The sequence below is a fragment of the Novosphingobium pentaromativorans US6-1 genome, from assembly GCF_000767465.1.
Classification (GTDB): Bacteria; Pseudomonadota; Alphaproteobacteria; order Sphingomonadales; family Sphingomonadaceae; genus Novosphingobium; species Novosphingobium pentaromativorans.
Genome location: NZ_CP009291.1, coordinates 2,901,360 through 2,926,466 on the forward strand (window position 1 = coordinate 2,901,360; position 25,107 = coordinate 2,926,466).

General features: G+C 65.0%; 16 protein-coding genes. 7 read left to right on the forward strand and 9 right to left on the reverse strand.

Translation table 11 applies throughout. The features are described 5' to 3' along the window. Window positions 1-126 precede the first annotated feature (126 nt). Entirely contained in the window at window positions 127-633 is a 507-nt protein-coding gene (locus tag JI59_RS13530) for a group II truncated hemoglobin (RefSeq protein WP_239000614.1), read from the reverse strand. After that, window positions 519-911: a heme-degrading protein HmuQ gene (gene hmuQ, locus JI59_RS13535; RefSeq protein ID WP_007012144.1), complete on the reverse strand. Its 393-nt coding sequence runs from the start codon at window positions 909-911 to the stop codon at window positions 519-521. The genes JI59_RS13530 and hmuQ overlap by 115 nt, the downstream gene beginning before the upstream one ends. 204 nt (window positions 912-1,115) lie before the next feature. Here hmuQ and JI59_RS13540 point away from each other — a divergent pair, with 204 nt between their 5' ends. Then, window positions 1,116-2,261, forward strand: a complete 1,146-nt coding sequence (locus JI59_RS13540; protein ID WP_239000562.1) for a carbohydrate porin — start codon at window positions 1,116-1,118, stop codon at window positions 2,259-2,261. A 52-nt stretch (window positions 2,262-2,313) separates the two neighbouring features. On the opposite strand, the gene JI59_RS13545 is transcribed toward JI59_RS13540, so the two are convergent. Both JI59_RS13545 and JI59_RS13550 read right to left on the reverse strand, forming a co-directional pair. After that, complete coding sequence (locus JI59_RS13545) at window positions 2,314-5,538, reverse strand: amidohydrolase family protein (RefSeq protein WP_007012142.1); 3,225 nt, start codon at window positions 5,536-5,538, stop codon at window positions 2,314-2,316. A gap of 100 nt (window positions 5,539-5,638) precedes the next feature. Beyond that, window positions 5,639-6,247 (reverse strand): FMN-binding negative transcriptional regulator, encoded by a 609-nt coding sequence (locus tag JI59_RS13550; protein WP_007012141.1) that lies wholly within the window; start codon window positions 6,245-6,247, stop codon window positions 5,639-5,641. A gap of 217 nt (window positions 6,248-6,464) precedes the next feature. Between JI59_RS13550 and pdxR the strand changes: the two genes are divergently transcribed. The 5 genes from pdxR (at window position 6,465) to JI59_RS13575 (ending at window position 14,701) form a co-directional block, all read left to right on the forward strand. Next, window positions 6,465-7,928: a MocR-like pyridoxine biosynthesis transcription factor PdxR gene (gene pdxR, locus JI59_RS13555; protein ID WP_007012140.1), complete on the forward strand. Its 1,464-nt coding sequence runs from the start codon at window positions 6,465-6,467 to the stop codon at window positions 7,926-7,928. Between the two features lie 641 nt (window positions 7,929-8,569). Continuing rightward, window positions 8,570-10,747, forward strand: a complete 2,178-nt coding sequence (locus tag JI59_RS13560; RefSeq protein WP_007012138.1) for a TonB-dependent receptor — start codon at window positions 8,570-8,572, stop codon at window positions 10,745-10,747. Window positions 10,748-10,846: 99 nt separating this feature from the next. Then, complete coding sequence (locus tag JI59_RS13565; protein ID WP_239000563.1) at window positions 10,847-11,818, forward strand: alpha/beta hydrolase; 972 nt, start codon at window positions 10,847-10,849, stop codon at window positions 11,816-11,818. Window positions 11,819-11,879: 61 nt separating this feature from the next. Next, on the forward strand, window positions 11,880-13,514 hold the full coding sequence (locus JI59_RS13570) for an NAD(P)/FAD-dependent oxidoreductase (RefSeq protein WP_007012136.1): 1,635 nt from the start codon (window positions 11,880-11,882) through the stop codon (window positions 13,512-13,514). Beyond that, on the forward strand, window positions 13,511-14,701 hold the full coding sequence (locus JI59_RS13575; protein WP_007012135.1) for a BaiN/RdsA family NAD(P)/FAD-dependent oxidoreductase: 1,191 nt from the start codon (window positions 13,511-13,513) through the stop codon (window positions 14,699-14,701). The genes JI59_RS13570 and JI59_RS13575 overlap by 4 nt, the downstream gene beginning before the upstream one ends. A gap of 48 nt (window positions 14,702-14,749) precedes the next feature. Here the strand turns inward: JI59_RS13575 and JI59_RS13580 are convergent, their stop codons facing one another. From JI59_RS13580 to JI59_RS13595, 4 genes are all read right to left on the reverse strand, one after another. Continuing rightward, window positions 14,750-15,937: a hypothetical protein gene (locus JI59_RS13580; RefSeq protein WP_007012134.1), complete on the reverse strand. Its 1,188-nt coding sequence runs from the start codon at window positions 15,935-15,937 to the stop codon at window positions 14,750-14,752. A 127-nt stretch (window positions 15,938-16,064) separates the two neighbouring features. After that, window positions 16,065-16,739 (reverse strand): peptide-methionine (S)-S-oxide reductase MsrA, encoded by a 675-nt coding sequence (gene msrA / locus JI59_RS13585; RefSeq protein ID WP_007012133.1) that lies wholly within the window; start codon window positions 16,737-16,739, stop codon window positions 16,065-16,067. 103 nt (window positions 16,740-16,842) lie between these two features. Further along, on the reverse strand, window positions 16,843-17,889 hold the full coding sequence (locus JI59_RS13590; RefSeq protein WP_007012132.1) for a LacI family DNA-binding transcriptional regulator: 1,047 nt from the start codon (window positions 17,887-17,889) through the stop codon (window positions 16,843-16,845). Window positions 17,890-17,976: 87 nt separating this feature from the next. Beyond that, window positions 17,977-19,296 (reverse strand): MFS transporter, encoded by a 1,320-nt coding sequence (locus JI59_RS13595; protein ID WP_007012131.1) that lies wholly within the window; start codon window positions 19,294-19,296, stop codon window positions 17,977-17,979. Window positions 19,297-19,794: 498 nt separating this feature from the next. On the opposite strand from JI59_RS13595, the gene JI59_RS13600 reads away from it, so the two are divergent. Next, window positions 19,795-24,537 carry an NAD-glutamate dehydrogenase domain-containing protein gene (locus JI59_RS13600; RefSeq protein WP_007012130.1) on the forward strand — a complete coding sequence of 1,581 codons (4,743 nt, stop codon included), beginning with the start codon at window positions 19,795-19,797 and terminating at the stop codon, window positions 24,535-24,537. Between the two features lie 65 nt (window positions 24,538-24,602). Here JI59_RS13600 and JI59_RS13605 read toward each other — a convergent pair whose 3' ends face one another. Continuing rightward, window positions 24,603-25,064, reverse strand: a complete 462-nt coding sequence (locus JI59_RS13605; protein WP_007012129.1) for an Lrp/AsnC family transcriptional regulator — start codon at window positions 25,062-25,064, stop codon at window positions 24,603-24,605. Window positions 25,065-25,107 lie beyond the last annotated feature (43 nt).

A 25,107-nucleotide genomic window follows, 5' to 3' on the forward strand; every position in this document is an offset into this window, starting at 1 on the left:
CGTGCTTGCACCGCTTTTGTTGTGCGGCAAAAAGCGCGCAGGTGCGCGCAATCGACAAGTTATCCGCGTGTTAAGGATCATTTTCTGGAATCGTTGCACGTATTCCGGCCATGGCCTGAAACTGCGTCAAGCCGGCGAATCGTCGGTATTTCGCATCCAGTCGGCCAGCTTGGCCATCGCTTCGTAGATCGCGGTGCGCTCGGCCTCGCCCGATACGGTTTCGTCGAGCGCCCCGCGCATGCACAGCAGCCAAGCATCGCGCGCGGCGCTGTCGATCGGGACATGCATGTGCCGCATGCGCATGCGCGGATGGCCGCGCTCGCTCGAGTAGGCAGGCAGTCCGCCAAGCCACTCGGTCAGGTAGCGCTTGAGGATCGACCGGCTCGGTTCAAGATCCTCGCGGTGCATGGCGCGGATTGTGCGCGCCTCTTCGAGCCGTTCCATGCGGTCATAGAAACTGTCGACGAGGCGGTCGATGGTGTCGCCGCCGCCGATGCGCTGGAAGAGGGGGGCCTCGCTCAGCTGATCACTCCGTCGGCATCGACGGTCTGGATCGCCTCGAATCCCTCGAAACGCGGTGGGCCCAGGTAGCGCGGCTTGGCGGAACCCGCCCCGGCATGCGCCTTGCGGAATGCCTCCGAACGGGTCCAGCCTTCGAAGTCCGCCTTCGATTGCCAGACGGTATGCGTGGCATAGAGGGTGTGGTCTTCGGCCTGGGGGCCGCGAAGCAGATGGAAGGCGACGAAGCCGGGTACTTCGTGAAGGAAGCTCTCGCGGATCTTCCACATGGTCTCGAAGCCTTCTTCCTCGCCCCGGATGACCTGGAAGCGGTTCATCGCGATGAACATGTCTGTATCCTCCTGCAAGTTCGTGGCGCGCCGATAAGGCAGCGGCACCGAAAAGGCGAGCATGCAGTCTGTGCGGGGGGCTGAAATCGTGCAAGACCCGGCTTCGAGGTCCGAGCGACGGCGCGGCAATTGGACCATCGCTTTGCGAAAATATTGGATGTTTCACGTTCCAGCATAAGAAGTAGCCATTGCGGTATGCTTGAGACTTCATTCCTCGAAAGACGTGCCTGCTGGACAGGCGCTGCAGCGTTCGCCGCCTTGTTTGCCGTGCCTGAAAAGACCGGGGCGCAGGAAATGGACCTGGGCCATCCGGTGCAGACCACCTCGGAGCGGCGGCAAGGCGAAGCCGAACGGATGAAGCGCACCGAGGCGGTGCTGGACATCGCCGCGGCCTATACCGCGGATGTCTGGCACAATTCGGGCGGGATCGGCAGTGGTTGGCGTTATCTCGACAATCTGGACGTCACGGCCGAGCTCGATCTCGACGCCGCCGTGGGCTGGAGAGGCGCCCGGGTCTTCGGATACGTTCTGTATAACAACGGGCGCTCGCTCAGCGAACTGACCGGCGATGCCCAGGTTGTCAGCAATATCGAGACCGGCGTGCGGGCCCTGCGCCTCTACGAGGCATGGGTCGAGCAGGACATTGCGCCGGGCGCTTCGGTGAAGGTCGGGCTCTACGATCTCAATTCGGAATTCGACGCGCTCGACACCGGGGCCCTGTTCATCGGCAGCGCCCATGGGATCGGCACGGACATCAGCCAGTCGGGCGAAAGCGGCCCATCGATTTTCCCGGTGACGAGCCTGGCGCTGCGGGTTCAGGCCGATGTGGGCGAGGGGCTGACGGTGCGCTTTGCCGCGCTCGACGGCGTGCCGGGCGATCCCGATCATCCCAAGCGCACCGCGATCGAGCTGGGTCATGGCGACGGCGCGCTGCTGATCGGCGAGGCGGACTGGTCGAAGGGGCCTGTGCGCATTCTGGCAGGTGCCTGGGGCTACACTGCCAGCTTCGACACGCACGACGGATCGGGCACGGCGAAAAGCCGTGGCGCCTATCTGCGCGGCGAAATGGTCCTGTCCGAGAATGCCGATCACAAGCTCAGCGCTTTCGCGCGCGGCGGGGTGGCGAGCGGCGCGGTCAATCCCTTCGGTACGTTCCTTTCAGGCGGGTTCACGCTGGACCTGCCCGGCGACTGGCAACTCGGCGCGGCCATTGCCCATGCGCGTACTTCCGCCGATTACCGCAAGGCAGTGGCTTCGAGGCGCGCCGAGACGGCGCTGGAACTCACCGTCGCTAAGGCGCTAACGCCATGGCTCAGCATTCAGCCAGACCTGCAATACGTCATCGATCCCGGCGCCGCGCCCGGGGTGGAAGACGCACTGGCCGCGGGTCTGCGGGTGACATTGAGCATCTGACGCCGCCGCGCCGCGCGGCCGCGACCGGTGGATGCTCCTTCTCAGTGCTTTCTCAGTGCTCCGGTTCGTCCGGGCGCTGGGGTTCGGGCAGGGGCAGCCACTGTTCCGCGTCCATCCCTTCGAACCAGGCATGGGGCGCTTCGCCGGCCTTCGGCCATAGCGGGCGCAGCGTGTCGCCATCGTAAAGGAAGCCGCCGCGCATGACGGCATCGATGGCGCGGGCATTGCGGATGTCGCGGCGCGGGTCGGCGTCGAGCACCACGAGGTCGGCCAGCTTGCCCGGCTCGATCGTCCCGAGATCGGCAAGTCGCCCGATCGTCTCGGCAGAGCCCGCAGTCGCCGCGTGCAGCACCGCTTCGGGCGTCATCCCGCCCAGCGCGTGCGCTTCCATTTCCCAGTGATAGCCGATGCCCGGGGCCTCTCCGTGCGAGCCCATGCCGACGAGCCCACCTGCCTTGGCCAGCGTTGCCGCATCGCGCGCGATCTCGCGGAAGCGGGTTTCCCCGAGGGGATGAAAGTCGCGCCCGCTGGTGAGCTTCTGGCGAATGGCGCTGGGCGACCAGAACCGGCGGATCTTGGCATCGACCACCGGATCGTCGTGGGCGATGAACCAGTCCATCGCCGGTGAGCCGCTGTTGGTGATGCTCAGGGTCGTGGTGTAGCTTGTGCGCTGGGCAACGAGGACCTTGATCAGGTCGTCACCCAGTTGCGGGGCGGGCAGGGCGTGTTCGTTGCCCGCATAGCCATCGAGGATCTGCGTCAGGTCGAGCTTGAGCGAAAGCGCGCCTTCGGTGGTGGGCAGCAGGTGCTGCTCGCGCGCGGCCATCGCCACCCATTGGCGCACTTCGCGTTTCCCGGTGCGGTATTCCTTGAGGTTCGAAAGACGATAGCCCTGCGAATAGCGCGAAAGAACGCGCCGGGCATCGTCAAGAGAGGCGATGCGCTGGCGTGAGAACACCGCCGTTCCGGTCGAGCGCATGCGCGGGGCGAGGATGAGTCCGGCATCGACCATGCCTTCGTAGTCGAGGTGGTCGACCGACAGCGTCGAGGGGTCGAAGCTGGTGGTGACGCCGTAGGCCAGTCTCGCGCGCATCCCCCACAGCTCGCGTGCCGGGTTGTTGCGTCGGATCGAGCCGATGTGGTCGTGGACATCGATGTACCCGGGCACGACGAACTTGCCCGAAACGTCGCGTATAGCGGTGCCTGGGGGAACATCGAAGCTGCCGCGCGGACCGACCTGCACGAAGCGGTCTCCGCTCACGAGGACATCGGCGTTCTCGATAGCCCTGTCGCCCTGCGCCATGGTGAGGACGGTGGCGCCGCGCAGCAGGATCGATCCCTGCGGCACGGCGCGCGGCAGGCTCGCTTCAAGACGCATGGCGGCCAGTTCGCTGCCGCCTGCTGCCTCGCGGCGGGTGAACAGGGTGCCGCTGACCATGTCGATGCTGCGGTCCCCGCTCCATTCGAACCAGTCGACGCCGATGCCGGGCAGGACGTGCGCGGGGCTGTCGGCGGCGGTGAGGTCCACTTCCTTTGCCGGATCGATGGGCGTGGGCAGCACGTAGAGGCGGTTCGCGATCATCGCCGCGACATGGCTGCCATCGGGGCTGATGCGCATGTCGTCGGCGTCGGCGTTGCCTTCGACGAAGTAGTACGCCGGTCCGGTGACATGGGCGACGGGTGTGACCTTGCCCGTGCCGATGTCGACCCGGGCAAGTCCGCCTGCATCGAGCAGGAAGACGCTGCCGGGGGCGGTCCGCGCAAAGTGCGGCCGCGCCCCGAAGTCGCCCTGTGCGACGAGGCGCAGGCCGCTGCCGTCGGCGTTCAACTCGATCAGTTCGCTCTTGCGCAAGGAGCCGAATTCGAAGTTTGTCTGCCGCCGCTCCTCCAGCGAGGAGCGCAGGACGAGTAGGTGTTTTCCGTCAGGCGTAAAGGCAGGGAAACGGTAATATGCAGGGAACCGGGTCAGCCGCGTGGCTGTACCGCTGCCGCCGGCAGGCATGGTCCACAAGGCGCCCCCTTCGGCCTCGGACCAGGTGACGAAAGTCAGGGTTCTGCCATCGGGCGACCAGGCCATCTGCGCCGGGCTTTCGCCGTTGAACGGCAGGCGCCGTGCGATCTCGCCGCCGAGATCCTGCACCCACAGCGATCCCAGCGCGGCAAAGGCAATCCGCTGCCCGTCTGGTGAGGGCAATGCAGCCATCGCCAGCTTCGCCTTGACCGGCCCGGTCGGCTCGTGGATCGCAAAGCGCGTGGACGGGCCAAGAGCGACGCGTGCGGTCAGCTTGCGCTCGATTCCCCGGCTGCTGCCATCGGCAAGCTCGCGCCGTTCGAACCGGCCCCCATGGCTGAGGATCAGGGCGTCCCCCCCGGGCGTAAAGGCCATGCCCGGGACCATGCCCTGCCATGAAGACGCCTGCAGCGCGTCCAGCTCGGTTTCGCCCAGCGCCGCGTCCTCGCCGGTTTCCAGATTGCGCAGGCGCAGCAAGCTGCGCCCTTCGCGCCGTGTGACATAGGCGAGCCGGGTTCCGTCAGGCGAGATATGCGGCGCGAAGAAGGTTTCTTCCCCCGTTCCGCGGCCGCCCGATCCGGCGATCACTTCCACTTCCTTGCCGGTGGCAAGGTCGCGGCGCAGGATCGTCCACTTCGTCGGGACGTCGAATTCCAGCCCGTCGATCCGGCGTGCGTAGTAGAGGTATCGACCATCGGGCGACGCAGCCGCGCCGAGCGTGGACCGCCAGGCCGAGCGCGGCGCGTCCCTGGCCGGCTTGATCGGTTCGAGCAGGCTCGCCGCGCCGGTCAGGGGAAACTGCCAGAACTCGTAATTGTTGAGGTCGGGTCGGTAGCGACTGGCAAAGACGGTCCTGCCGTCAGCGCTCCACGTCGGCGAGGCCATCGCGGTATCGTCGTCGAAGGCGGAAATGCGCCGGGCCTGCGAGCCATCGGCGCGCGCGATCCAGATGTTCTCGGACCCGCTGCGGTCGCTGGTAAAGGCGATCCATTGCCCGTCGGGCGAGAAGGTCGGCTGGGCATCGAAGGCAAGGCCTTCGCTTAGCTGCCGCGCTTTCCCGCCGCTGGCCGGCATCGTGTAGAGATCGCCGAGCACGTCGAAGACGAGCGTGCGGCCATCGGGCGAGACCGTTACCGAGGACCATGTGGTGCGCTCCGGGTGGAGCGTAAGCACCCGCTCGGGCTTGAGCGGAAGGTCCGCCAGCCCTGCGCCGGGAAGGCTCAGTGCCGTGACAAGCAGTGCTGCGGCGAGTGCTTTTCGCATCATGTCCCCGTGTCCTGGCGGCCCGGCAGACCGCTGCGGTGTTATATCGATATGGCCGCCGCTCCCGGGCCAAGGCAATGGGTGAGGAAGTAACTCTTGCGGCTCACTTGCGCCGATCCCGGTTGAACGCCTCCATCCAGTTGCGCAGATCGGCGTCCGGATGGCTGGCGAGGATGGTCTCCAGCACTTCCGGGCTTTCGTCCTGCCCCAGCTTGAACGTCGCATCGAGCGAGGTAACGCGCGCCTCGAAACCGATGATCATGCCAAGCATGCCGGCGTAGCGTTCTTCCAGTTCGGCCACGTCCCAGGGCTTCTCGCGCCCTTCCTCGCAAGCGGCGACGAGACGGGCGACGGCGCCTGCGGTCAGCGCTTCGTCGACGCGCACATCGGCCTCGATGCGCGCCTGCGCGTAGTTCCAGGTCGGGCCCCACTTGCGGCGACCGGCATGTTCGGCAGAGACATAGGCCTGCGGGCCGGTGAACAGGAACTGCGCCTTGCCACCTTGCGCGAACAGCGCGTGCAGCGGGTTGCGGCGCGACATGTGGCCGACAAGGCCGGTGAGCGCGCCATCCTCGTCATAGGTCCCCAGCATCGGCAGCAGACTGGCCGATGCCGCGGGCGCGCCCGGGCAAAGCACCCAGGCAAGCGGATATTCGGCGATCAGTCGCCGTATGTCCTCATGCCTGTATCGGTCGAATGCCGGGTTCAGCATGGGCCTGCGATCCGTTTCATGCCGTCCTGTCTCGTGCGCGCGGTCCAGTCTGCGCCCATTGCCTTGCCCCCGTAGTCGTACCCGAGGGTCCTTGATCATCTTCGGTCTGGTCCAGCACAAGTGCCAATACTGAATATCTCTATGGTCCAATGCGCTGGTGCCTGTTAGGCAGGCGGCGTGGAAGCAGCGCGACTTGCGCCCACGGGAGACTGAAAACATGCTGCGGCCCTGGCAGGTGACCTTGAGTGAACGGATCGATCCCGAACGCGGGACGCCGATCTACATGCAGATCATCCACGCCCTGATCCGGGACATCGAGACCGGGCGCCTGACTTCCGGCACGTTCCTGCCCAGCAGCCGCGAACTGGCCGGCGCGCTCGGCGTCAATCGCAAGACCGTCGTCCTCGCCTACGAGGATCTCATCGCGCAGGGCTGGCTATCGACCGAGGGCACGCGCGGGACCATGGTCTCGCGCTCGCTGCCCAGCAGCCCATCGGGAGAACCTTCGGTCGAAGCCGGGGCCAGGTTCGATCAGGCCCTTTACCGCTTTGCCGAGGCGCCGGACCGGCCGCTTGCCCTGCCCGGCGGCAAGGGCATCAAGCTCGACGAAGGTGCACCCGACGGGCGGCTGTTTCCCGCCGACCAGCTTGCCCGCGCCTATCGCTCGGCGATCAGCCGGGCCTCACGCTCGAACCGTTTGCAGTACCGCGACCCGCGTGGATCGGAAGGCCTGCGCGAACAAGTGGCCGAAATGCTGCGCACCCAGCGCGGCCTGCCGGTCTCGATGGAGAACATCTGCATCACCCGCGGCAGCCAGAACGGGCTGTTCCTGGCGCTGCAGGTGCTGATCGAGCCGGGCGATACGGTGATCGTCGAGGAACTGACTTACGAGCCCGCCGTCGCCGCGATCCGGGCGCTGGGCGGCAAGGTCATCCCGGTCGGTCTCGACGAGGAGGGCATCAACGTGGCGGAAGTGGAGGAGTGCTGCCGCCGCCATGCGGTGCGCGCGATTTTCCTGACGCCGCACCACCAGTTCCCGACGACGGTCGCGCTGCGGCCCGAGCGGCGTCTGCAGCTCCTCGATCTCGCCCGCCAGTTCGGGGTGGCGATCATCGAGGACGATTACGACCACGAATTCCATTTCCAGTCGCAGCCGCTGCTGCCGATGGCGGGATATGCCCCGGCCCAAGTGATCTACCTGGGATCGATGTCCAAGCTGCTCTTGCCTGCCTTGCGCATCGGCTACATGGCCGCGCCGGAAAAGGTCATCGACGCCATCGCCCACCGTGTTTCGCTGACCGACGGCATGGGCAATACGGTGACCGAGGATGCCGCCGCCGAACTGATCCGCAGCGGTGAGGTGCGTCGCCACGCGCGCAAGGCCTGGAGGGTCTATTCCGAGCGGCGCGAGTCCTTTGCCAGGCTGCTGCACGAGCACCTTGGCGAGCATTGCAGTTTCGCGGTCCCGGATGGCGGGCTGGCCTTCTGGCTGCGCTTTTCCGGCGACCTCGACCTGATCGAGGCGCGGGCGCGGGAGCAGGGCCTGCGCTTTGCCAGCCACCGCTCGTTCATGGCCCGCGATACGGCGGCAAAGGGCATGCGGCTCGGGTTTGCCAGCCTCAACGAAGCGGAAGCCGAACGCGCCATCGCCGCCCTCGCGGTGGCCACCAGGGCGGACTGAGCCGGGAGAATGATCTGGCCCCATCGATTTTTTCGAATTGGGCGTTTTGGCCGACAAATAGGGCGCTAGTCGCGATCCATTAGAAACGAGCCTGACGGGTACGCATCGATCAGGAGTCTCGGCCGCCGTACCTTCCTCTCCCGCGCGGGATTTGCGGCGGCCGAGCAGTGTGCTTTCGGCCTGTGCCGATCCGCTTCTAGCTGCCGCGGCCATACCCGCTTGACGCTGACGGGTGCGGCCAGGCGTGCGATGCTTGCGGGGCCAATGTACGGTCCTGCCCGCCTCATCGGCATGTCGCATTTCACGATGCCATGCTATCTTGCGCGTGCGGCCCGGCCCGGCTTCGGCGGCAGGAAACCTGCACAATAATCCATGTCTCAGCCCGGTGCGCCGATTTTGCCGTTTCCGATCCGTGGCTTGCACGGATCGATCGGGACGCGGCGGGCAATGTGCGGGTCGGAGAGGCCCGGTCAGGAGGGAAGAAAGTCCACGGCTGATCCTTTGGTCCCCTGAACTCGCAAAACTTGGATGTTTTGCTGGACTATGGGCCGGGGGATTGTGGCGAAGTGGCGGCCCGCAGGGAGGACCGCCCGATACGAGCAGATCGCAAGAGCGAAGATCGTTTGCCAGTGGGGGTTAACATGAAGAATGATTTTGAGGTCACTCGCACCAGTGTTTCCGCGGCGCTCCGGCAGCGCGGCAGCCTGACCGTCCTCGCCGCCGCGCTTTGCGCCATCGCCAGCCCGGCCGCCGCGCAGGACTCCAAGGAAATCGTCGTCACCGCACAGCGGGTCAACGCCACCCACGTCGAGAACGGCGGTTCGGCGGGTGTGCTGGGCAACAAGGCCGCCGAAGACCTGCCTTTCAACTTGCGCAGCTACGACGAGACACTGATCCTCAACCAGCAGCCACGTTCGCTGGGCGAAGTGCTCGAGAACGATCCGACCATCCGCACTAGCTACGGTTACGGCAACGCGTCCGAGAACTTCATCATACGTGGTTTCCCGCTCTTTGGCGACGACGTAGGCCTCAATGGCCTCTACGGCATCGCCCCCCGACAGCTGATCGCGCCCGAACTGTTCCAGAGCGTGCAGGTACTCAACGGCGCGAGCGCCTTCGTAAATGGCGCGGCGCCCGGCGGATCGGGTCTGGGCGGCAGCGTCAACCTCGTTCTCAAACGTGCCGGTGCCCAACCGCTGACGCGCGTGACCGGGGGTTATACCTCTGATTCTCATTTCGGCGGCAGTTTCGACGTTGCTCGTCGCTATGGAGATTTTGGCGTTCGCATCAACGGCAACTACCAAGACGGTGAAGTTAGCATAGACCGCGAAGATCGCATGACCCAGGTGCTTGGCGCCGGGTTCGATTGGTCGCACGGGCCGTTGCGTATCTCACTCGATCTCGCTTACCAGAAGGTCGGCGTCGATGGGCTGCGACCGAAAGTTAACCTCTATACCACCGATGTGCCGAAAGTGCCCAAGGCCTCCGCCAATTATGCGCAGGACTACAATTACACCCGGCTGCGCGACCTCTTTGGGGTGTTTAACGCCGAATATGATTTCGCGCCCAATGCTACGCTGTGGGCCAAGGCGGGCGCTCGCGACGGCAGGGAACGCGGCAACTATGGCACGGTCAACGTGACTGATGCCGCGACCGGCGACGGCTACACTACTTCGGCCTCGACCCCGCTCGACCAGAACAACGAGGCTGTCGAAGTCGGTGCGCGGGTCAAGTTGGGCACTGAAGTGACCAACGAGATCTCGCTGGGCGCCAATGCCAACTGGCAGGAATTCCGCACCGCCTACGACTTCTTCTGGGGTGCAGACTTTGCGGGCAAGCCTACCAACATCTATGAAACCCCGCAGTCGACGGTGGCGTCCTCCTCCTTCGCTGGCGGCGACCTCGACAATCCGTTCCCGATCACCCGCAACAGGCTCTGGAGCGTTTTCGCGGCGGACACCGTAGGCTTCTGGGACGGCCGGGTGATGGTGACCGGCGGTCTACGGCTCCAGTCGATCGACGTGAAAAGCTACGCCTATAACGACGCCTTTGACGGCAGCTATTCGGCGGGCAACCTGACTAGCCGTTACCGGAAGGACGAAATCACTCCGGTGGTGGGCCTCGTCGTCAAGCCGATTGAGTCGATCTCGCTTTACGCCAACCGCATCGAGGCGCTGCAGCAGGGCCCGACCGCGGGGGCCGATGCGCTCAACGTGGGCGAAGTTTTCGCGCCTTACGTTTCGACCCAGTACGAGTTTGGCGGCAAGGTTCAGTTCGGGCCGATGTTCGTGGGTCTTTCGTTCTACCAGATCAAGAAGCCTAACGCCTTCACCGATCCCGACACGCGAATCTTTGGCCTTAACGGCGAACAGCGAAACCGAGGCGTGGAGTTCACGCTCAACGGTGAGATCGTGCACGGGCTTCGCCTGATTTCGGGCTTCGCTGTCACCGATGCTAAGCTCAACAAGACCGGCGATGCCACCGAAGGCAATGACGCCAAAGGCGTGCCCGATTGGACCGCGAACGCCAACCTCGAGTGGGACACCCCGCTCGATGGCTTCACGCTCACCGGCCGGGTGACTTATACCGGTAAGCAGTGGGTTGATAACGCCAACACCATGCGTTTGTCCGACTGGGCAGTGTTCAACCTTGGTGCGCGCTACGTGATGGCGGCGGGTGAAGTGCCGGTGACCATGCGCGTCGGCGTCGATAACGTTGCCGACAAGCGGTACTGGGCCTCAGCTTACGACAGCTTCGGCACTGCCCTGCTGCAAGGCGCGCCTCGGACCTACAAGGCTTCCATCTCGGCTGACTTCTGAAGAAGCCAGCCTAGACTGCGGCCCGGCGCCTTTCCTCTCCCTCCCGCCGGGCCGCAGATCCTTTCCGATATGAGGGGACCAGCGCCGGACTTTCCGGCCATGCCCCAAGAGAAGGTCATGTTCGAAAACGACGACGTCGATCCGCAGATCCGGGACTTCCTGAACCGCATGTTCGCGTCCTCGGCCGCGCTCGGTTCGCGGCCCGGGCTGTCCGCGCCGGAACGGCGTGCGATTGCCGAGCGTCAGCGCGAGCCATGGGTGCGGGGCGGCCCTGCGATGCATGCCAGCGAAGAGCTGCGCGTCGGGCAGTCCCAGGTGCGCGTCCGGATCCACCGGCCGGTGGCGGACGCGGACCTGCCGGTGCTCGTCTATCTCCACGGCGGCGGCTGGACCCTGTTCAGCATCGACACGCATGACCGCCTGATGCGTGAGTATGCGGCGCGCTCGGGCTGCGCTGTTCTCGGCATCGACTATGCACTGGCGCCCGAGCACCGCTTTCCGCGCGCGCTGGACGACATTGCGCAAGTGCTCGACTGGCTGGCCGCGAAAGGCGCCGACCACGGGCTCGATCCGGCGCGATATGCTCTCGGCGGCGACAGCGCCGGCGCGAACCTCTCGGTTGCCGCGGCCATCGACCGGCGCGATGCTGGGGCCGCCATGCCCTGCGGACTGCTCCTGAATTACGGGGCCTTCGACGGCGAATGGCGCGCCAGCTACGAGCGCTACGGCGACGGCGACCGCTATATGCTGACCGGGCCCGAGATGGACGAGTTCTGGGAAAGCTACCTCGGCGCCGATGCCCTTTCACCGGAGAGGATGGATCCGCGCGCCCGGGTCTTCCACGCCGAATTGCATGGCCTGCCGCCGAGCTGGCTGTGCGTCGCGCGCTGCGACATCCTTCTGGACGAGAATGTGCTGATGGCCGAACGCCTGACCGCGGCGGGCGTCGAGGCGCACCTGAAGATCTACGATGGCGCCACGCACAGCTTCCTGGAAGCTGTGGCGATTTCCTCGATTGCCGACAGGGCCATTGCCGAAGCATCCGAGTGGCTTGCCGCAGTGCTGGATTAAAATCCTGCGAACTGGCTGCAAGGCCATGGCGTACGGGCGCTATCCCGTATAAGGCGGCGCCATGCTTCGCCTATCCGACCTGGCACTCCCACTCGATCACAGTTCCGCCGAGCTCGAGCAGGCCGTCATCGCCCGCCTGGGCATCGATCCTGCCGATCTTGAGCGGATGACCATCGTGCGCCGCGGCAACGACGCCCGGCGCAAGGCCGCGATCAAGCTGGTCTATTCGCTCGACATCGTGCTGCGCAACGAGGCCGAGGTGCTGGCGCGCTTCGCCGACGACCAGCACGTGCGGCAGACGCCGGACACGTCCTACAAGTTCGTGACCCATGCGCCCGCGAACTATGACGGTCCGCGCCCGGTCGTGATCGGGGCGGGGCCCTGCGGCCTGCTGGCCGGGCTGGTTCTGGCGCAGATGGGCTTCCGGCCGATCATCGTCGAACGCGGCAAGGCCGTGCGCGAGAGGACCAAGGATACCTGGGGGCTGTGGCGCCGCTCGGTCCTCAACCCGGAAAGCAACGTGCAGTTCGGCGAAGGCGGTGCCGGTACCTTCTCTGACGGCAAGCTCTACAGCCGCATCAAGGACCAGCGCCATCTGGGCCGCAAGGTCCTGTCCGAATTCGTCAAGGCGGGGGCGCCCGACGACATCCTCACCGAGGCGCATCCCCACATCGGCACCTTCCGCCTGGTGACGATGGTCATGTCGATGCGCGAGACGATCGAAAAGCTGGGCGGCGAGTACCGCTTCCAGACCCGGGTCGAGGACTTCGAGATCGAAGAGGGCGCCGACGGTGAACGCCGCCTCGTCGGCCTGCATCTGTCCGATGGCGAATATCTGCCCGCACGCCACGTGATCATGGCCGTCGGTCACTCTGCGCGCGATACCTTCTACAAGCTGCACGAGCGCGGCGTGCATATCGAGGCGAAGCCCTTTGCCATCGGTGTGCGCATCGAACATCCGCAAAGCTGGATCGATACCGCCCGCTACGGGCCGAGCGCGGGCAACAAGATTCTGGGCGCGGCGGCCTATTCGCTTTCGCACAAGTGCTCGAACGGGCGCGTGGTCTATTCGTTCTGCATGTGCCCGGGCGGTCGCGTCGTTGCCGCCACGTCCGAGGAGGGCCGTGTCGTCACCAACGGCATGAGCCAGTACTCGCGCGCCGAATTCAACGCCAATTCGGGTATCGTCGTCGATATCGATCCGGAGCGCGACTATCCCGGCGATCCGCTGGCGGGCATCGCCTTCCAGCGCAAGTTCGAGGAACTGGCCTACAAGGCGGGCGGCTCCAACTACAAGGCGCCGGGCCAGAAGCTCGGCGATTTCCTTGCCGGACGGCCTTCCACCGAGTTCGGCGTCGTCACGCCCAGCTATCAGCCCGGCGTGCACCTGACCGACCTCAGCGAGTGTCTGCCCGACTATGTGATCGAATCCATTCGCGAGGCGCTGCCCGTGTTCGGACGACAGGTGCCGGGATACGATCATCCCGACGTGGTGATGACCGGTGTCGAAACGCGCACCTCCTCGCCGGTGCGGATTACCCGAGGTCGCGACTACCAGAGCCTCAACACCCGCGGTCTCTACCCGGCGGGTGAGGGTGCAGGCTATGCGGGCGGCATCCTCAGCGCCGCGGTCGACGGCATTCGCGTGGCCGAGGCGCTGGCTCTCGAACTGGTGTCCGAGCCGGTTCCGGCGTGACCGCAAGCTACGATGCGATCGTGCTCGGCGCAGGTGCGGCCGGGCTGTTCTGTGCTGCCACGGCGGGTCAGCGCGGTCGGCGCGTGCTGCTGCTCGACCATGCCGCGCAAGTGGGCAAGAAGATCCTGATTTCCGGCGGCGGGCGCTGCAACTTCACCAATATCCATACCGGCCCTGACCGCTATCTTTCGCAGAACCCGCATTTCGCGAAGTCGGCGCTCAGCCGCTACACCGCGCAGGATTTCCTGGCGCTGGTCGAAAGCCATGGCATCGCCTGGCATGAAAAGACGCTGGGCCAGCTCTTCTGCGACCAGAGCGCCAGGCAGATCGTCGCGATGCTGCTGGAGGAATGCGCCAAGGGCGGCGTCGAGGTACACTGCGGCGATGCCGTCGGCGGCGTCGACCATGCCGACGGCGCCTACCGCGTGCGCTACGGCGATAGCGAGGCGAGCGCGCCTGCGCTGGTGATCGCTACCGGCGGTCCCTCGATCCCGAAGATGGGCGCAAGCGGCTTCGCCTACGACCTGGCCCGCCAGTTCGGCCTGAAGGTCGTGCAGCCGCGTCCGGCGCTGGTGCCCTTGACCCTGCCGGGCGATGACACGCTGTTTCGCGAGCTTTCGGGCGTGTCCACCGAAGTGATCGCCCGTGTCGAGGGTAAGGGGAAGGGCGCTCCGGCCTTTCGCGAGGCGGCGCTGTTCACCCACCGCGGCCTTTCCGGCCCGGCGATCCTGCAGATCTCCAGCTACTGGCAGCGCGGCGATACCGTGACCACGCAGTTCGTGCCGGACCGCGCGGAGGGGTGGCTGAAGCAGGCGAAGCGCGATCGTCCGAAGGCGACATTGCGCAAGTTGCTCTCCGAAGACCTGCCCGATCGCTTGTCCCAGGCGCTGTGCGACAGGCTCGGCCTTGCCGGCGATCTGGGCAACCTCTCCGACAAGGCGCTCGGCGCGGCCGAAGCGAAGCTGGCGCGCTGGCCCTTCGTGCCCGACGGCAGCGAGGGCTTCGCCAAGGCGGAAGTGACGGCCGGCGGCATCGACACGCGCGGTATCTCGTCCAAGACCATGGAAGCGCTCAAGGTGCCCGGCCTCTACGTCATCGGCGAGGCTGCCGATGTCACGGGGTGGCTGGGCGGCTACAACTTCCAGTGGGCCTGGGCGAGCGCGAGGGCGGCCGGGCTGGCGATCTAGTTCCGGCGGGCTAGGCGTTTGTTGCCAGCCTGACTTATGCCTTCAGGTTCATTTGTCCAGCAACCTGGTCTGGATACTTTCGCGCGAGAACAGCCGTTCGACACGTTCGTCGTCTACGCTCAGGCCGGAGGTGAACTGGCCGTCGCCAAAGAGGGCGGCGAGCTGTTCGATGCTCTTGAGGCCCGAAAGGTCGGAGCCATTCCAGGTCAGACCATGGCGCAGGGCCGCGCGCCCCATAAGATCGCGGTGCATGGAGACAATTGCCGAGCGGGCAACGCATTCCTGCACGGTCACGGACTGGAAAATCCAGCCATCGCTCGTGCGAACGACATAGTCGATGTTCACTGCGTGGCTCGGGTTGTCCTCCTCCCCGTATTCCAGGTCCTTGATGGCCAGATACTGGCCTTCGGCTTCATTGAACGGGAACAGGCTGATGACAGCGCGCCTGCTGTCCTTGGTCGAAATCTCGAATTGGCCGGTGTCGAGAAGGCGAATGGTCGTCGGGAGGAGTCCGTCCTCATGATAGGGGTTGGCCTGAAGGTAGCGGCCGGCCAGCCCCTCGGGCTTTGCCAGTTCGCCCAGCGTTCCCAAGGTGCCGGGCTGCAGAGCCACTCCGACCAGCGCCGGTTGCATCGATTCCGGATCGAGCCGCAGTTCCTCGCCCGGCTCTCCGCGCGCGCGCGGCGCCAGCATTATTGTGCTGCGTTGCATGCTCAGGGCACCGAGAAAGTCCGGATCGCGAAACATTGCCAGCACGGCATCGGCCGTAAGCGGGCTTTCGATCGTGGTGCCATCGCCAACATGCAGGCTTAGTCCGTGACGCGCGGCAATGCTGCGTGCGTAAGCCACGTTCTGTTCTGCGAACGGCGACTCGCGGGACAGTTCGATCGTGCTCATGCCCCATGCGCCCGACTTCAGCCGTTCAAGCACTGCGTACTGAACCGTTTCCTCGTTCGTGTTCATCACGAAGAGGAAGGAGTCGGGCCCGGCAAGGGGGATCACCTGGTTGTGCGTCGTCTCCGCGCCCTTGCGGTCGGTGACCCAGATGACGCCGCCGTTCTTGTCCCGGCGGAACAGGTTGTAGGCGATGGATTTGGGCGCATTTTCGATATTCAGGCGCAGGCCGAGCAGGTCAGCCGGCTGAACCAGCGCCGAGCGCACGAAATGCGGATTTTCGCTCTGGAAGCATGCGGCCAACAGTAGCGGCAGCATCGCGATGCAAAGACGCCTGATCATGACAGCCCCCCGGCAGGTTTGATCGGCTAGACTCCTAACGCAGATTGGAAGGCTCTGCACGTCGTCTGTGCGACGCGCTGCAGTATTCGGACTGTGCGAGTTCGAGGACGGCCGTTAGGTGGTTCTTTCAATTGCGGTATAGGCTGGGATATTCCTTGCGGAACGCGGCCAGCTTCGGCTTGTCCCAGCGTGCGATGTAGGGGTGCTGCGGGTTCTTGCGCATGAAGTCCTGATGATAGGCTTCGGCAGGATAGAAGGCCCCGCTCTCCAGCTTCGTGGCGATCGGTTTGGGAAAGCTCTTCGCCTTGGTCAGCTTGGCGATATAGGCCTGCGCCGTGGCGCGCTGGAGGACGTTCTGAGGAAAGATCGCCGAGCGGTAGCTGGGGCCGACGTCGGGGTATTGCCGGTTCACCTGAGTCGGGTCATGCGCGACCGAGAAGTAGATCTGGAGCAGGGTGCCGTAGCTGACCTTGGCCGGGTCATAGACGATCCGCACGGCCTCGGCATGTCCGGTCTTCTCGGAAGACACGTCGCCATAGTTGGCTGTGCTCTTCTTGCCGCCGGCATAACCCGAGGTGACTGACTTTACTCCGCGCACATGCTCGTAGAGGCCTTCGATGCCCCAGAAGCAGCCGCCTGCCAGAACGGCCACCTGATCGCCGGACGGCACGGACTTTTCGGCCGGGGGAGGCGGGATGCGGCTGGCCGCGCTGCTCGTTTCGGCAGGCAGCAGGGTGCCGGCAGCCAGGGCGAGGGCGCCTGCGCCTGCCAGCAGGATAACGGGGACGGGGCGAATGGCCATGGTTGCTTCTCCCGGTGTCTGGGCGCTGGACGACAGTCCGTCCCATATCTAGGGCATGCAACCTGAACCTGCGCTAAAGCAGTGCCTTGTCGGCTGAAAAAGGTCAGGCGGCGCTTCTGGTCGTTCCGCGCACGATCAATTGCGGGGCATTCACGAAATGATCGGTATCCTCCCCGGCGATGCGCGCCTTGAGCTTTTCGACCAGCATCCTTGCGCCCAGACTGATTTCCTGCCGGATCGTCGTGAGCGGCGGCATGGTTTGCGAGGCAAGCGGCAGGTCGTCGAAGCTGACGATCTGCACGTCGTTGGGTACTGTGCGTCCATGCTGGTGCAGGACGCGCAATGCAGACATCGCGATCAGGTCCGAGGCTGCGAAAAGGCCGTCAGCCTGGCATTCCGGCAGCGCCTTTTCGATCTGGGGGCCCATGGTGGCGACTGCGAGGTCGATCGGCAGGTGGACGAGCGGGATGCCCGCTGCATCGGCAACGGCCTTGGCCGCCTGGTAACGGGTCGCGATCTCGATGCCGGTCGTGGTGCCGAGGAAGGCAAGGCTGCGCGCGCCGCAAGCAATCAGGTGCTCTGCCGCCATGCGGCCGCCAAGGGCATTGTCGGTTCCGACCACGCAGTGCCTCTGTCCCGGGGTGTGATGTCCCCACACGGTCAGCGGATGGTAATGCTCGGCTACGCTTTCGATGATGTCGAACTGGTCCGACTGGCCGATGACGATGACGCCGTCGACCATCCCCGAACCGCTTAACTGATCCAGCCAGTCGGTCGTATCGTCGGGGATCACGCGGCGCAGCATGACGTCGTAGCCGCTTTCCGTCAGTTCGTCGGCGATCTGACCCAGCAGCGTGAGGAAGAACGGGTCGGAGATATGCTGCTGCTTTTCATGGCCGAGGGGAACGACCACGCCGATCAGGCCCGTCTTTTGAGAGCGCAGCTTGCTTGCCATCTGGTTGGGGCGAAAGCCGTGCTCGCGCGCCAGCGTCTGGATACGATCGCGTGTTTCGGCATTGACCAGCGACTTGCCTGCCAGCGCGCGTGACACAGTGCCGGCCGAAACGCCCGCAATACGAGCAAGATCGGCAAGGGTGCGGACTTTCTGTTGGCCCCCGGTCTTTTCGGGGTAATTTTTGTTACTTGTCATAAGTCCCCATGATGGGCGCGGCTCTTACCACCATGGGATCGGGGCCGGAAGTTCATTGTCATCAAGGTGACTACTTGTTCACAATCCTTAACGACCCTTCGGCTTGCCTCCTGCCGAAACGAACATTGTCGCAATCGCGCCGATGAGCATGAGAACCCCGGCCAACATCAGTGCATTGCGCGAATCCCCGCCCAGCAGGGGCGTGTAGATCACCGGCATCGTCAGCGTTTCGATCAGCATGGGAATGACGATGAACATGTTGAAGATGCCCATGTAGATACCATAGCGTTCGGACGGGATGGAATCGGCGAGCATGACGTAAGTGTTGCCCATCATGCCGGCCCACCCCAGGCCGATGCCCAGCATCAGCGCGTAAAGCAGCGGCAGCGATCCGACGTTGGGGATGGCCAGCATGGCCAGCCCAGAGGCCGTCAGGCATGCGGCGTGGACGCTGCGTGCGCCCTGGCGCTTGACGATCGGGATGAGGGCAAGGGCGGCAAGAAAGGCGATGAAGTTGAAGAAGGCGCCCAGCTGCTGGGCGGTCAATATGCCGGAACGGAAGCCTTCGGAACCGGGGTCGGTCGTATCGAACAGAGAGCGCGCCAGCGCGAAGGCGATGTACTGCCAGTACACGAACATCGCATACCACTGGCACAGCATGGCCAGCGCAAGCTGGCGCATGGGGCGCGGCATCTGCCGGATGGCGCTGCCGATCTCGCGTAAGGTGGCTCCTGCCGTGAGCGGCGATCTGTCGATATGCGCGCGCTGTTCCTCGGAGAGGGGCAGTTCCGGTACGCGCCAGACCGAATAGACGATTGTCGCGATCGACAGGATCGCGCCGATCACGAAGGCGATGCGGATCACGATGGGAATGCCGTTGGGATCGAGCGCGTTGCGGTCGATCACGGCGGTGAGCAGCGAAGGGCTGAGATAGGACAGCGTCTGGGCAAGCCCGGTGAAAGCGCTCTGGGTAAGGAATCCGGTCGGTCGCTGGTCCGGGGCCAGGCGGTCTGCAACATAAGCGCGATAGGGCTCCATCGCGATGTTGTTGCCTGCATCCAGCAGCCAGAGCATGCTCGCCGCAACCCAAAGCGTGGGCGAATAGGGCATGGCCAGAAGGCACAGCGAACAGATCACCGCGCCGATCAGGAAATAGGGCGTGCGGCGGCCCAAGCGCGATCGGGTGCGGTCGCTCATGGCGCCGATGATCGGCTGGACGAGAAGGCCGGTGATCGGGCCTGCCAGCCAGAGCAGCGGCATGATTGCCTCGCTGGCGCCAAGTATGCCGTAGAATGGCCCCATGTTCGCCTGCTGCAGGCCGAAGCTGAACTGCAGGCCGAAAAAACCGACGTTCATCTCGACAATGCGAGCGAGCGGCAGACGCGGCTTGTTCTGCGCGGTCGACATGAACCTCTCTCCCGCACCAGACGCATGACATCGCCTGATTGGTCCATGGCTCGCACAATTGGTCTGGCCCCGCAATTCAATTGGGCGGTTTTGGCCCCCGCATCGCGAAAGCAGCGTTGCATGCCGTGAAATGGACAGGGGGGTGAAGTTTCACCCATTCGCTTGGCTATCGGGGACGGAAGGTGTGAGCGGCCGGATGAGCGGGGACACCACGATCTCGCGTCGGCCCGACCAATTTCGACATTACATGCCGAAGATTGATTATTGTTCTTTGATGTAATTTCGTTACACGAGTGGCAAGCATCATCTCGAGAAGCAACCGGCCCTCGGGTCGCAACCAGACATAGCAAAAAAGCGTTTAAAAATAATGTCGCCTTCGCATGTCACGCGAGGGCGGTTGATGCCGGAAGCCAATTCCGGGCTTATAACAGAGATTGTCGAGTCGGACCCTCCGGCGAGGGCAAGTTCCGATCCCGACAGAAAATCGCGGAGAAGGAAATGAGTGCAGGCGAAGTGGCCGATCCCGGCAAGTCGCGGTCGAGGCAGTCTTCCAGGGGCGCTTCCGGGCAGCTTGAGGAGTTAGTCGCGGATCGTATCCGGGACTCATTGCTCCCGGTCGATGGCCCTGCGGATGCCGCATGGATCGAGGACGCCGCGCGCAGCCTTCTTGCCGCCGCGGGCAACCGTCATGCCGGTGAGCCCGTGATCGATCTCACATCCGCGAGCGACGAGCGGCGCTACCTGCGCATTGCCTTGATCAACGACGACATGCCGTTCCTCGTCGATTCCGTCGCCGCGGCGATTGCCGATGCCGGGCTCGTCATCGACCGGCTTGCCCATCCTGTGCTTTCCGTAAAGCGCAATGCCAAAGGCAAGCTTGAGGGCCTTCCCGGCCTGGATGCCCCGGGAACCATGCGCGAATCGATGATCTACATCGAGACCGCGCGCGTCGATGCCCGCCAGCGCCGCGCCCTCATTCGCTCGCTCGAATCCACCCTGGCCGACGTTCGCAGCGCTGTGAAGGACTGGCCGCGCATGGTCGAGGCGATGACCATCGATGCCGAACAGGTCGACGATACCGAGGGGGCGGCGCTACTGCGCTGGTTCGCCGGCGGTATGCTCACCCAGCTCGGCCATGTCACGCGTCGGCGCGATGGTACGCATGGCCAGTTGCTGGGCGTGTGCCGCCGCGGAACCCGCGATATCCTGTCTGCCACCAGCTACGATCAGGCCTTTGCCGAGTTCGACCGCCAGGTCGAGGCGGGCACCATCGTTTCGCCGATGGTGATCAAGGCCAACCGCATGGCCACCGTGCACCGCCGCGTGCCGATGGACCTGTTCATCGTCCCGGTCATCGACGAGGGCCGGGTTACTGCCCTTTCGGTCCATGCCGGAATCTGGACGAGCGCCGCGCTCGCGGCGCCTCCGGGCGATGTCCCGCGCCTGCGCGTGCTGCTGACCGGCCTTGCCGGCAAGCTCGGCCTCGATCCGATCGGCCATACCGGCAAGGCCCTGGCCCATGCCCTGACCAGCCTGCCGCATGACCTTGTCCTTGGCCTTGGTTCCTACGACGTGGAGCGACTGGCGACGACGATGACGGGGCTGGTGGACCGCCCGCGGCCGCGCCTGCTGATCACCAGCGCACCGCTTTCGCGCCACCTTTTCGTGTTCGTCTGGCTGCCGCGCGACATGGTCTCGACCCAGATGCGCCGCCGCATCCAGTCGATGATCGAGGAAGCGGCAGAAGCGCCGACCATCGACTGGAGCCTGCAGGTCGAGGCCGGCAATCTGGCCATGATGCGTTTCACGCTCGACATTCGCGAAGGCGCCAGCGCGCTCAATGAAGATGCGCTCGACCAGCACCTGCAGGTCATGCTGCGCGGCTGGGGCGAAGCGGTTGAGGCTGTCCTGGCGCAAGGGATGGACCCGGCGCGTGCGGCTGCCGTCGCCGGGCGCTATGCCGATGCCTTCCCGCTGTCCTACCGCACCGATTACGGCCCGGTCGAAGCCGCGCTGGATATCTCGCACATGCGCAAGGTGGTCGTGGGCGAGGCGGCGGAAGGCGAACATCGCCATGGCCTGCGCGACGCGCGTCTCTATCGCCATGCCAGCGACGATGCCGCGCACCTGCGCCTCAAGGTCTATCAGGCAGAGGGCAGCCTGCCGTTGTCCGATGCGGTTCCGGCGCTTGAGAATTTCGGCTTTCGCGTCCTTGCCGAAGTCCCCACGCCGCTGGAGAGCGGGCGTATCGGCACGATCCACGATTTCACGCTGGCGCTGCCGGTCGGCCGCAGTGCGGAGGAAGTTCTGGGCCTCGGCGAAATGATCGAGGATGCGCTGTGTTCGGTCCTCAACAACGAGAGCGAGAACGATGCGTTCAACCGCCTCGTGCCGATGCTCGGCCTCTCCAAGCGCGAGACCAACTGGCTGCGCGCCTGGTATCGTTACTTGCGCCAGGGCGGTACCCATTTCGGGATCGCCACCGTAGTCGATGCGCTGCAGGGCGCGCCCCGCGTGACGACAGCGATCATCGCGCTGTTCCGCGCCATTCACGACCCGCAGTTCCAGGGCGACAGGGAGCAGGCGAGGCTGGATGCGGAAGAGCAGATCCGCGCAGGTCTCGCCGATGTCGTCGCCATCAACGACGACCGCCTGCTGCGCGCATACCGCGATCTCGTGCTGGCGATGCAGCGCACCAATGCCTTTGCCCATGCCGGGCAACTGGCACTGGCCTTCAAGTTCGATTCCGCGCTCGTTCCCGGCCTGCCCCGGCCGCTGCCCTGGCGCGAGATCTTCGTCTATTCTCGGCGCGTCGAAGGCATCCACTTGCGCGCCGGGCCGGTTGCACGCGGCGGCCTGCGCTGGTCCGATCGCCGCGACGACTATCGCACCGAGATCCTCGGGCTGATGAAGGCGCAGCGCGTCAAGAACGCGGTGATCGTGCCGACCGGGGCCAAGGGCGGCTTCTATCCCAAGCAGCTTCCCGATCCCGCGCTCGATCGGGCCGGATGGGCGGCAGAGGGGCAGGGCTGCTACGAGGTTTTCATCGCCACCCTGCTTTCGGTGACCGACAACATCGTCAAGGACAAGGTGGTCCATCCCGAAGACGTGGTGATCCTCGACGGTGAGGACCCCTATTTCGTCGTCGCGGCGGACAAGGGTACGGCCAAGTTCTCCGACGTTGCCAACGGCATCGCGGAATCGCGGGACTTCTGGCTCGACGATGCCTTCGCCAGTGGCGGATCCAATGGCTACGATCACAAGGCCATGGGTATCACCGCCCGCGGCGCCTGGCTTTCGGTGCGCCGCCATTTCCTTGAAATGGGCATCGACGTGCAAAGCCAGCCGGTACGCGTCATCGGCTGCGGCGACATGTCGGGCGACGTCTTCGGCAACGGCATGCTGCTGTCCAGGGCGATCAAGCTCGTCGCCGCCTTCGACCACCGGCACATCTTCTTCGATCCCGATCCGGACCCGGCAAGCAGCTGGGCTGAGCGCAAGCGCATGTTCGACCTGCCGCATTCCAGCTGGGACGATTATGACAAGTCGCTGATCTCGAAGGGAGGGGGAGTTTTCCCGCGCAAGCTCAAGTCGATCCCCCTCTCGCCGGAAATACGCGCGGCGCTGGGCATCGAGGCCGAGGCGCTCGATCCGGATTCGCTGATCACGGCGATCCTTTCCAGCCAGGCCGACCTGCTGTGGTTCGGCGGCATCGGCACTTACGTGAAGTCCGCCGGCGAAAACAATGTCGCCGTGGGCGATCCGGCCAACGACACACTGCGCGTCAATGCGGCCGACCTGCACGTCAAAGTCATCGGCGAGGGCGCCAACCTCGGCGTGACGCAGGCGGGGCGCATCGAGTTCGCCGCGCGCGGCGGGCGCATCAATGCCGACTTCATCGACAATTCGGCCGGCGTCGACTGTTCGGACAACGAGGTCAACATCAAGATCGCGCTCGCAGCGGCGCGCCGCTCGGGCAAGCTCTCGGAAAAGAAGCGCAACGAACTGCTGCGCGAAATGACCGACGAAGTCGCCGAACTGGTACTGGAGGACAACCGCCTGCAGGCCCTTGCGCTTTCGATCGCGCAGCGGGGCGGGGCCTCGTCCATGCCGTCGCACATTCGCCTTATCGAAATGCTGGAGGAAAGCGGCAATCTCGACCGCCGGAACGAGGGGCTGGCCGAGAACGACCTGCTCCAGCGCCGCGCGCTCGACGGGCAGGGGCTTACCCGTCCCGAACTGGCCGTGCTGCTTTCCAGCGGCAAGCTGGTGTTGCAGGACGCCATCGAGCAGAGCGACCTGGCGGCCGATCCCAGCCTGACCGATCTGCTGCTGGGGGCCTTCCCGGATCCGATGCAGGACAAGTTCGCGCGCTTCATCAAGGGCCATCGCCTTGCGCCTGAAATCATTGCGACCAAGCTGGCCAACCGCATCGTCAATCGCCTCGGCATCGTCCATCCCTTCGAGCTGGCCGAAGAGGAAGGCGTGGGGCTGGCGCAAATCGCCGCGGCCTTCGCCCTTGCTGTCCAGCTGTTCGATCTCGAAACGCTGTGGGAACGGCTGGAAGCCGCGCCGATGTCGGAAGATGCGCGCCTGCTGATGTTCGACCGGGTCGCGGTGGCCACGCGCGGGCACATGGCCGACCTGCTGCGCGCAGGGGCCGGGCAGGTTCCGCCGCATGAGTTCTTCGAGCGGATTGGCAAGCACGTGGCAGCGCTGGGCGTGGGAACCCAGTCCCTCCTGGGTGAGCGGACCCTGGCCCATTCGCAGCGGCTGCGCGCGGCGCTGCTGGAACGCGGCGCACCGGAAGCGGAAGCCACGGACGTGGCGCACCTGTTCGATCTCGACGGTGCGGTCGGCATCGCCGAACTGGCCGACAGCACCCGCATCGATCCGCGCAAGCTGGTCAACGCCTTTACCCGTATCGGCACTGGCCTCGGGCTCGACTGGGCGCAGTCGAGCGCGGCGATCATGAACCCGTCCGATCCCTGGGAGCGCCTGCTGGTTGCCGGGCTGGCCCGCGATTTCCAGCAGATGCGGCTCGAGTTCCTGCGCTCGCTGGCGCGCAGCAAGCTGGGCAAGTCCGATCCGATCGCCGCCGTCGAGGAATGGGGGCGGCACCACCGCACCTCGATCAGCACGTTCCGGGCCACCGTGGCGCGGGCGGAGAACACCGCCCCGATTACGCCGGCCATGCTGGCCCAGATCGCCAGTCAGGCACGCAACCTGCTGGGCCGCTGAAGAGAAGCCCACAGGTTCGCCGCCCCCCGGATCGGGTCCGGGGGGCGACCATCAATCGAATTCGCTCAGTCCAGCGGCATCGCGCGCATTTCCTTGATCGTCTCAAGCACGATGATCGACTTGACGTCGCGCACCCCGGGAATGCGCAGCAGCGACTTGAGCGTGATCTGCGACAGGTGCTCGACATCGCGCGCGATCACGTGGACGAGGTAGTCCATGTCGCCGGTCACCGCGTGGCAGGCGATGACATAGGAATTGTCCTGAATCGCCTGCTCGAAGCGCGAGATGTTGTCGTCGCTGTGCGCGTCGAGATTGATCAGCACATAGGCGTCGAGCTCGAATCCAAGCTTTCGCGCGTCGAGGATCGGCTGGTAGCCGACGATTACGCCATCGTCCTCCAGCCGCTTGATCCGGCGGCTTACCGGGGTGGCGGAAAGGGCCGTGCGTTCCGCCACTTGCGCCACGGGCATGCGCGCATCGATCTGGAGCGACTGGACGATCTTGCGGTCGAATTCGTCTAGGGGCACGGATCACCTACCGGAATGACTGTTCATGGTGGAATCCACCAAT

Excerpts from the sequence above, each read along its gene's own strand:
- hmuQ (WP_007012144.1), bottom strand. The coding sequence starts at position 911 with ATGCTCGCCTTTTCGGTGCCGCTGCCTTATCGGCGCGCCACGAACTTG.
- JI59_RS13545 (WP_007012142.1), bottom strand. The coding sequence starts at position 5,538 with ATGATGCGAAAAGCACTCGCCGCAGCACTGCTTGTCACGGCACTGAGC.
- JI59_RS13550 (WP_007012141.1), bottom strand. The coding sequence starts at position 6,247 with ATGCTGAACCCGGCATTCGACCGATACAGGCATGAGGACATACGGCGA.
- pdxR (WP_007012140.1), top strand. The coding sequence starts at position 6,465 with ATGCTGCGGCCCTGGCAGGTGACCTTGAGTGAACGGATCGATCCCGAA.
- JI59_RS13560 (WP_007012138.1), top strand. The coding sequence starts at position 8,570 with ATGAAGAATGATTTTGAGGTCACTCGCACCAGTGTTTCCGCGGCGCTC.
- JI59_RS13565 (WP_239000563.1), top strand. The coding sequence starts at position 10,847 with ATGCCCCAAGAGAAGGTCATGTTCGAAAACGACGACGTCGATCCGCAG.
- JI59_RS13570 (WP_007012136.1), top strand. The coding sequence starts at position 11,880 with ATGCTTCGCCTATCCGACCTGGCACTCCCACTCGATCACAGTTCCGCC.
- JI59_RS13580 (WP_007012134.1), bottom strand. The coding sequence starts at position 15,937 with ATGATCAGGCGTCTTTGCATCGCGATGCTGCCGCTACTGTTGGCCGCA.
- msrA (WP_007012133.1), bottom strand. The coding sequence starts at position 16,739 with ATGGCCATTCGCCCCGTCCCCGTTATCCTGCTGGCAGGCGCAGGCGCC.
- JI59_RS13590 (WP_007012132.1), bottom strand. The coding sequence starts at position 17,889 with ATGACAAGTAACAAAAATTACCCCGAAAAGACCGGGGGCCAACAGAAA.
- JI59_RS13595 (WP_007012131.1), bottom strand. The coding sequence starts at position 19,296 with ATGTCGACCGCGCAGAACAAGCCGCGTCTGCCGCTCGCTCGCATTGTC.
- JI59_RS13600 (WP_007012130.1), top strand. The coding sequence starts at position 19,795 with ATGAGTGCAGGCGAAGTGGCCGATCCCGGCAAGTCGCGGTCGAGGCAG.